Genomic DNA, 8452 nt, shown 5'->3' with positions numbered 1-8452 from the left:
TTTATTCTGCGCAATACCAGCTTTGTTTGTGGCGATATCAGCTTTATTTTTTTCAATATGGGCTTTGTTCGAGCTTATTTTAATCTCATTGTTTTGAGTGATGTAATTTAATGCTTTAATATCTCCTTGATGTGCGTCAAGCTGCTCTTGATATTTTTTTGTGGCATCTTGTAAGTTTTTATTTATATTGTCGTTGTCTTCAAGTGATTTTTGTAATTGTTCAATGGATTCTTTATTTTTGATGATATCTCTATCGTGTTGTGCACGGCTTTTGTTTAACGAATCAATTTTATCGCGATGTTGATCTAACGCTTCTTCAATGCTTTTATTTTTATTAGCTACATCCGTAATTTGCTGAGCATTTTTCTGCGCCATATCTTTTGCTGTATCTGCCGCGTCTTTAGCTTTGTTGATATTTTCTCTGTTTTTTTGTTCTGTTAACTCTAGACTCCGTAGTCTCTTACCAAAATAGTCAACCTGGCTTTGATTCGTTGTAGTCTGTTTTTTTAATGCTTCAATATCTTTTTTACTTTGTTCAATTGATTTTGTATTTTGTTCAATTGATTTTGTATTTTGTTCAATTGATTTTGTATTTTGTTCAATCTGCTCGATCTCATCCTTATCCAGATCATCGAGCACATCTGCTACCGCATAACTTGATGTCAGACTGATCAGTAAGGCAAGCGCCAAGGTTTTATTTGTGGTTAATTTTTTCATACCTGTCTCCAGAAAGTTATAAGTTTTATTGTTGTTATGCATATATGGCATATGCAGTGCGCGCATTTTATGTTTAGAAAAATAAGTTTCAATATTTGTGGCAGGGATAAGATGTTTAGCAATGGTTATATTAAATAAAATCAATGTGTTAAAAGTGGTCTGATCTGATTTTGTTTTTTATATAAAATAAGTTTTAGTATAAAATTTATTCTTTTATGCTGGTTTATGGCTAATAATTTAGTTATTTTATCTACTTTTTATCATTTATATAGATATATATTCTGTTTTTATTATTTTTATTTTATGCTTTCATGATTCAGCTATCTGATTCAGGCTATTATTCCATTTGGCGGAGTCGTTATTTTGGCAAAACGAGGTGGAATGATTATCTTGTGTCAAGGTTTTTTATGTTAACGAAAGTGGTTGAAAGGCGGTTTAGAGTTTGTGTTTATTGATTTGAGAATCTGTAAGGAAACAATTGGAAAGGAATATATTCAGCATGAAATCCTACAACCTTGGACTGTTTTGCGCAGGCCAAGGTGCAGGTGAATGATATTGTTTATGATTAGAGACCGGTTATTTCTGTGTTAAAAGTGCGGTCGGTTTTTCTTCTGTTTTTAGCTTATCCTCGACGGGCGGGGTTTTGATGTCCATTGCCGATTTTAAGCTGTCTTCGCGCACTTTGCGCGCTAGATCGGTGTCGCCCTGTTGCTCAAAGACGTAAGCCGCCATGGTGATATCATTCGGTTCAAGGTGAGCCTCACAGGCAATTACTTTTTTGAATGCGTCCGCGGCTTTGACGAAATCGCCGTTGCGAACATGCAAATAACCTAAGGCGCGGTTAATGCAGCAGCATTGCTCTTCATCGGCTTGCTGTGCCCGTTTTTCCACCAGTTTAAGCAGCTTGCTGTTATCTGTCGGTTGTAGGCGAGCAATTTGACGGCACAGTTCTTGGTTCAGCGTAGGCGAGCCTTCCGATTTCTTGAATGCGTCGAGCGCCAATTCATACGCGCTTTCATGATCGTTACAGTCGATCAAGCGACGGACTAAACCAACTTTCACATACAGATCATTGCGACGTTTACGCGGTTGCGCTTCCCACCACGCCAGCAGTCCGTCAACGCCTTCTTCGTTCATTTTTTCATCCATCAAGCCGTCTTCCACCCGATGCTGTAATACGGCAAAATCGGCGGCAGAATACAGATCAGCGTTCTTAATCTGATCTAAAATGTTGTCAAGTGCTTGAAACGCATTGGATTTCAGATAAATTTCGACCGCTAATTTCAATACTTCTTTATTGCGGTGAGTCATGACTAACAGACTGTCAATTGAGCTACGTGCAGCAGGCAGTTTGTTCTGTTGCAATAAAATACGAGTTCGGGCGATTTCCACCACCAAATTATCGGTGCCGGCAAGTTCCGTCGCCTGAATAAGATAACCGTTGGCGCTGAATTCGTCACCACGCTGTTGCGCCGCTTCGGCAGCTTTAATAAAGTTTAGCACCGGCTCATCGGAATGTTTGGCGTTTTTACCAATCAATTTTTCCGCTTTGGAATAATCGCCTTCATTCATGCGCATCAGACCTTCAAGGGTCTGTTTTTGCGCTTTGACTCGTTTTCGCCGCGAGAACCAGCCGTAAGTGTCGCTGCTTAAACGGAAGAAGCGGGTGATAATCCATTCGATCGCGTAAATTAGCGCCATGGCAAGGACGAAAAAGACGACCAGCGTGGTGATGGACATTTCGATGTTATAGGATGCCGTTTCGATCAGCACATAACCCTGTTTGCCCGATAAATAAGGTCCTGCAATTAAGCCGGCAAGCAACACCAGCATTAAAAATAGTGTTCTGAACATAGGATGCTATTTCCTCTACTGTTGTGTGTTTTCTTCAGGCGCTGCCGGAGTTTCCGGTGCAGTGTCGGCGTCATTTGGTGTTGTAGCGTTTTCCTCTTTTCCGTCTTTTGCCGCGGCGGCATCCTGCTCGGTAAGCGCTTTATCCGCCGAAATTTCGATTTTTTGGATTTCCTGCGGCTGTTTGTTCAGCAGTTTATCCAGCACATTGAGGCTGCTCAGCTGGTTCGGGACATCCACATAAATAGATTGCTCCGCCAGCTCGTCGATTTCTTTCAGGAAATTTTGTGCAATTTCAGTATTGGTGTCAAAATAGCTTCTGACCCAAGACGCAACAGTTTCCAGGGATTGTTTGTACAGTCCGTTTTGCTGACGCGGCACGGCCATAATTGCCAGTTGTAAGCGTAGACGGATGTTTTCACGCAAATAAATATCCTGATTTGGCGCAAGCAGCGCTTTTGCCTCGGTATTTCGTGGTGTGATGCGAATAAAGTGGTTGAGGAACGAGGCGGCACTTTTTTCCGCATTTTCTTTCCAGTCCGCCCAAGAATCGCTGAGTTGCCCGTCGTTGCCGTTCGGATCGTCAAAATTGATGTTCAGCACCGTCAGTTCATCTACGCTATTTGCCAGCTGGGATAAGCGTTGCATGATAGTGTTTTGATCCACATTGTTTAATGATAACAATTGCTTCAGATCATTATTAATTGCGGTGCGAACCGTCATAACATGCGGATCAGAGACTTTCTCCAGCGTTTCGTCGGCGACTTTCAATAGGGAAACGGTGGTATCCACATCATTGTCCAACACCAGTTTTCTCAACGCATTGTTCAGCAGAAAATCCGCTTCCGACAGCAACCAGTCGTTCGGCTGTTCCGCTTTGGTTTCTGAATTCAGCCGATTAATCTGGGTTTGCAGCGCCCCGATCGCCTGTTCTTTGATGGACAGTTCTTTTTCCAGCTGAGCAAGTTTGGCGTCCGTGGATTGGGCGGAATCGGTTAGTTTGGCAAGTTGGGCGCGCTGTTGCTCAAATTCAGCGACATCCTGTGTGGCGAGAGCGGAGGCGGGCGTTTTGGCATCCACTTCCTTTTCAAGTGCGGTCAGTTTTTGCTGAAATTCTGTGACTTGTTGCTGACCGAAATAATATCCGGCACCGCCCAAACCTAAGGCAATCAGGATTGCCAGCAGCGCTAAACCGGCACCGCCTTTTTTCACCACAACGGTGTCGTTATTGCGGTTCGCCGGCGCGTTACCGGCTTTTTCCGCGTTTATTTCGGCTTTTGTGGCATGCGCCATCTCTGCTTTCGGTTCACCGTTTTGTTTACCCGCTTGCGTATGGGGTTCGTTATTCGTACCGGCGGTCTGAGTTTTCGTGACTTCATTGTTCTCAGAAGTTGTTGCGTTATTTTCAGCCATATCCTATTCCTTAATGATTATTGAAAATGAAATGCAATTAATTTGATTGCAATAAAGTATGTAGTAACGTCTGATTATCCGCCCGCGGCGCGATGATCACATTTTGCCAGCCGGACTGTTCGGCGAATCGACCGATTCTTCGGCTGACCGTAATCAGCCGGCAGCCGGTCAACCAATTATGTTCGTTTTCGGGCACAAAATCCATCAGTGCGGTTAAAATCTCCATACTGGTGGCGACGATGGTATCGACGCCGGCGCGTTTGCACAGGCTGGTTTGCTCCGCATTATTGTAAATAATGGGAATACGCCGGTAACATTCCACGTATATCACTTCGGCACCGCGCGCGTCGGCTTGCTCTGCGAAAAATTCCCGCCCGCCGTTACCGCGTAAAATCAGGATAGTTTTGGCGTGCAATTCTTGCATCGCTGGCAGCGTTAGTAGGCCTTCACTGTTTTCCTGCCGAAAAGGGTAAGTGACGCACTGTTCGCTTTGACCGGCAAAGTATGCGGCGGTTCGCTGACCGACGGTAAAATAATGTAAATCATTGCGCCAATGAAATCCGGTATGCTTTAAGGTTGTAGCGGCGTAATCCACGGCATGTTTGGACACCGCAAAAACATAATCGCCGCTTTTTAATTGATTGACTTTATTCGGCAAATCGTTCAACTCGGTACCTGGCTCAATGGCAAACAGCGGCAAGTGAATAGCCGCGATACCGGCTTTATTCAGCATCTCGGTCAGTTGTCCGCCCCGTTCGTCGGGGCGCGTAATGAGCACCGCCATGAAGTTTCCTCCGAATCAGTCCTGATAAATCGAGCGTAAAATCCGATCCGCCCCTTGATGTAATAGTTGTTCGGCGATCTCAATGCCCAATTCTTCCGCATTTTGCACCGCACTTTTGCCTTCTGCGCGGATGATCTCCGTGCCGTTCAGATCGCCGACTAATGCGCGCAGATAGATTTCGCCTTGTTGCAAGACGGCATAGCCGCCGATAGGTACTTGACAGCCGCCCTGTAGGTGATTATTCATGGCGCGTTCCGCTGTTACACAATAAGTTGTCGCTTGATCAGCCAGCGGCGCCAGCAATTGTTGTACTCGACTGTCCTCAGTCCGGCATTCGATACCAACTGCGCCTTGTCCGGCGGCGGGCAGGGAGATTTCCGGTTCGATAAACGAAGCGATGCGTTCAGATAAACCTAACCGAATTAAACCGGCGGCGGCAAGGATTATGCCGTCGTATTCACCGTTGTCCAATTTGCTCAGGCGTGTGCCCACATTGCCGCGCAAGGAGCGAATGTTCAGATCCGGGCGACGCTGTTTCAATTGGCATTGACGGCGCAGACTGGAGGTTCCGACCGTTGCGCCAGTGGGCAATTCGGTCAGATTGCGGTAGTTATTGGAGACAAACGCGTCGCGCGGGTCTTCACGTTGACAGATGACACTTAATCCTAAACCGGCGGGAAATTGCATCGGGACATCTTTCATTGAGTGTACGGCGATATCTGCACTGCCGTTAAGCAAGGCGTTTTCCAGTTCTTTTACGAACAGTCCTTTGCCACCGATTTTCGCCAGTGGCGTGTCTAAAATCACGTCGCCTTTGGTCACTAGCGGAAGTAATTCCACTTGTAACGTAGGATATAAATCCAGCAGGCGATCCTTGATATAATTCGCCTGCCATAGGGCGAGCGGGCTTTGTCGGGTGGCGATTTTCAGCGTGTTTTTTGTCGTCATAGCAACTCGGATCCGATTATCAATGTTAGGCTTATCCTATCATTGTTGCTGAAAAATGTCAGTTTTGATTTAAATTTTTTGCTTTCATCGGAACCAAGTGATAGAGTAGAGGACCGAAGATAAACGGGTTCCGTTTTACCGAACGGTAATTTACTGTTGCAATCATGTAATGTGATTTTCTGCGATGTTAAAACCTTCCCCAATTTCTAGGATATTGTTTGAATTACGATTTTAAGCGTGCAAGAAAACAAGTGGAATACTTGGATAAATTGCGTTTCGAACGTGCATTATCGGGCAGCTCGGAACAGTTCCAACAAGTGTTTCAAGTCATTACCTTGCTGTTAAATATTAATCATATCAATTTACCGGGTTATGTCGAAAATGCCCCGGCAGGGATCGCTGATTTCAAATTATCCGCCTACCAGCATCATTATTTGTTTTTACATTTGCCTGAGTCGGAGGCCGCCGCATTGGAGGCGAAAATTAAAGCATTTTCCGACCGCACTTTGCCGCCGATGCTGGGTGTGTATGTTATGGGCAGCATTGCTTCCGTCAGTCAGACGCCGAACTCGGATCTGGATATTTGGGTATGTCATCGCGAAGATTTAACCCTTGAGGCGAAAAATCTGCTGCTTAAAAAAGCCGATTTATTACGACACTGGGCATTAGGGCTTGGGGTAGAGATAAATTTATATTTTATGGATCAGCAGCGGTTTCGCAGTTTCCGTTATGTGGAACCGCTGACCGCGGACAATTGTGGTTCGGCGCAATATATGCTGTTGCTGGATGAATTTTATCGCTCGGTTATCCGTCTGGCGGGCAAGCCTCTGCTATGGCTACATTTGGCGGTGGAGCAGGAAACCGATTATGAGGCGGAAGTAGAACGTCTGGCGCGCGCAAAAGTCATCAATATGGACGACTGGGTGGATTTCGGCGGATTGGGGGCGTTTTCCGCCAATGAATATTTTGGTGCGAGTTTATGGCAGCTGTACAAAGGTATTGATGCGCCGTATAAATCCGTCTTGAAAATTTTGCTGCTGGAAATCTATTCGTGGGAATATCCGAACACCTATTTGATTGCGCAGGAATTTAAGCATCAATTGTTGCGCGGTGAGCTGAATCATCATTTTGATCCCTATTTGACCATGCTGGAACGGGCGAGCAAATATCTCAACAGTTTAAATGAATTTAAACGCTTGGATTTTCTGCGCCGCTGTTTTTATATTAAATCCAATGAATATGGACAAAGTCCGCGGGAAACCAACTGGCGTTTTCTGCGCTTAAGCCGACTGGTGAAAGACTGGGGCTGGTCGGAAGATGTGGTGGCCGAATTAAATTGCCATGCCTGCTGGAAAATTAAACGTGCGCGCGAAAGTTATAATAATCTGATTAAATTCTTAATGCACAGTTATCGCCATTTGGTGCAGTTTGCGCGCAAATATAAGGTTAACGCCTCAATTATGCCGCAGGATATCAGCATTCTGACACGTAAGCTGTACACCGCGTTTGAAGAATTGCCGGGCAAAATCACCTTATTGAATTCTATGATTTCCGCCGATTTATCGGAGAAAAATTTAACCTTCATTGAGGTAAAAAATAATAAATTCTTTAAAGACGGCTGGTACATGGTCAATCAAACGCCCGATATTAAAGGATTTGAGCAGCAGCGTTATGTGGAATATGGCGAGAGCCTGAACAAGCTGGTTGCCTGGGCGTATTTTAACCGTCTATTGACATCCAATACCGGACTGCATATTTCCAGCCCGAACCTGAGCAAAGATACATTGCGCCGGTTTGTCACCGATTTGCGTTTATCGTTGCCGGTCAGCGTGCCGTCGGTCAGCAACGGGGAACTAAACCGTAATTGTGAAATCCGAAATTTGGTGGTGGCGATCAATCTGGTATCCGATCCGACCGTGCACCTGCAACAGGCGAAGTCTACTATCGTACCGAGCGATCTGTTCAGCTTTGGACCGGCGGAAGAAAGTTTGGTCGGCAGTATCGATTTGACCTACCGCAATGTTTGGAATGAGATCCGCACCCTGCATTTTGAAGGGCCGAACGCCATTTTGCTGGCGTTAAAAGTCTTGTCGAATAAAATCTATCGCGGCGCGGCATCGCCACAGTCGGTCAATGTGTTCTGCTACAGCCGTTATTACCAGAACACGCTGCGCAATATCGTGACCGCTTTAATCAATAAATGTATCAGTATTCAAATCGGTACCAGCGATGTACCGCAGAACAATTTATTGCGCGTTGCCGGCAGAAACTGGCAGTTTTTCTTTGAGGCGCGCGGTATTAGCCTACAGGAAATTCAAGGAACAAACACCAGAATTTATAATGAGGATTTCAATACCGCGTTACAAGGCACCATTGAAGAAAAAGAAGCCGAGGTGTTGGCCAATAAGAAACGCTATCCTTATGAAATCGATGCTTTTGCCAGCGAAGGTTTTTTACAGTTTTTCTTTGAAGATAACCCGAATAAATCTTTCAATGTGTATATTCTGGACGAAGCTAACCGAATTGAGATTTATCGGCACTGTGAAGGCTCTAAAGAGCGCAAAATTCATGAGATCAATCACATTTATCAATCGGCGGGATTTGACGGCGGCGATAATCCGTATAAAATCGTCCAACGTAATTTTAATTATCCGCAATTTTATCAATTATTATCCGGTGACGATGGGGTGAAAATCTTGCCGTTTCACAGTCGCCGGGTATTGTCATGATCGGGGGATA

The 8452-nt window shown here is 45.0% G+C and carries 5 protein-coding genes and 1 pseudogene; 1 reads left to right on the top strand and 5 read right to left on the bottom strand.

The genetic code is table 11. From position 1 onward, the window contains the following. From BN3349_RS03990 to hemC, 5 genes and pseudogenes are all read right to left on the bottom strand, one after another. Window positions 1-717 (bottom strand): annotated as a pseudogene (locus BN3349_RS03990) (hypothetical protein); the annotation flags it as partial. Between the two features lie 576 nt (window positions 718-1293). After that, window positions 1294-2571 carry a heme biosynthesis protein HemY gene (locus BN3349_RS03985; RefSeq protein WP_040976087.1) on the bottom strand — a complete coding sequence of 426 codons (1278 nt, stop codon included), beginning with the start codon at window positions 2569-2571 and terminating at the stop codon, window positions 1294-1296. 15 nt (window positions 2572-2586) lie between these two features. Then, window positions 2587-3981: a uroporphyrinogen-III C-methyltransferase gene (locus BN3349_RS03980; protein ID WP_048736480.1), complete on the bottom strand. Its 1395-nt coding sequence runs from the start codon at window positions 3979-3981 to the stop codon at window positions 2587-2589. A gap of 37 nt (window positions 3982-4018) precedes the next feature. Then, window positions 4019-4765: a uroporphyrinogen-III synthase gene (locus tag BN3349_RS03975; RefSeq protein WP_040976086.1), complete on the bottom strand. Its 747-nt coding sequence runs from the start codon at window positions 4763-4765 to the stop codon at window positions 4019-4021. Between the two features lie 15 nt (window positions 4766-4780). Further along, window positions 4781-5713, bottom strand: coding sequence for a hydroxymethylbilane synthase (gene hemC / locus BN3349_RS03970; RefSeq protein WP_040976085.1), 933 nt, complete (start codon window positions 5711-5713; stop codon window positions 4781-4783). Window positions 5714-5931: 218 nt separating this feature from the next. On the opposite strand from hemC, the gene BN3349_RS03965 reads away from it, so the two are divergent. Further along, on the top strand, window positions 5932-8442 hold the full coding sequence (locus BN3349_RS03965) for a class I adenylate cyclase (protein WP_040976084.1): 2511 nt from the start codon (window positions 5932-5934) through the stop codon (window positions 8440-8442). Window positions 8443-8452 lie beyond the last annotated feature (10 nt).

The sequence above is a fragment of the Necropsobacter massiliensis genome, from assembly GCF_000827595.2.
Taxonomy (GTDB): domain Bacteria; phylum Pseudomonadota; class Gammaproteobacteria; order Enterobacterales; family Pasteurellaceae; genus Necropsobacter; species Necropsobacter massiliensis.
The sequence above is the reverse complement of the archived record's forward strand: the minus strand, read 5'-3'. Positions and strand labels throughout refer to the sequence as shown.